Origin of the sequence: Pseudomonas sp. K5002 (assembly GCF_013386655.1) — a bacterium.
In the GTDB taxonomy this organism is placed as follows: Bacteria; Pseudomonadota; Gammaproteobacteria; order Pseudomonadales; family Pseudomonadaceae; genus Aquipseudomonas.
In genome coordinates this window covers 1-322 of record NZ_JACARK010001761.1, presented here as the reverse complement: position 1 = coordinate 322, position 322 = coordinate 1, and the positions used below count along the sequence as shown (strand labels likewise).

The following is a 322-nucleotide window of genomic DNA, read 5'->3' as shown; positions in this document are numbered from 1 at the left end:
CCGGCCCTTGTTCAGTCGACCCGCCTTGGGCCGTGCATCCGCCCCCGCGTCAGGTTTGGGGCGAATGCCTAGGGCTTTTTTGGCCAGGTGGGCACATCACGGCGAGCACCTATCGGCAAGGCGGGTGCGGGCATGTTGCCCCACTGGCCCTGGTCTTCAGGTGCATCATTGGGCTTGGGTGATTGACCGCCAGCGGGCGGCGTTGCAGGCGGGGATTGCTCCTGACGACGATGGCGCAGGGCAAATTCCGCGACCGCTTCGATATCTTCTTCGCTGATAGCCGTCGCGCCCCGCCAGGCCGCATGGGCACGTGCGCCACGCA

At 66.5% G+C, this 322-nt stretch carries 1 pseudogene; it reads right to left on the bottom strand.

The annotated features are described in order from the left end of the window. Positions 1–68: 68 nt before the first annotated feature. A pseudogene (locus tag HX846_RS39140) lies at positions 69–322 on the bottom strand (magnesium chelatase); the annotation flags it as partial.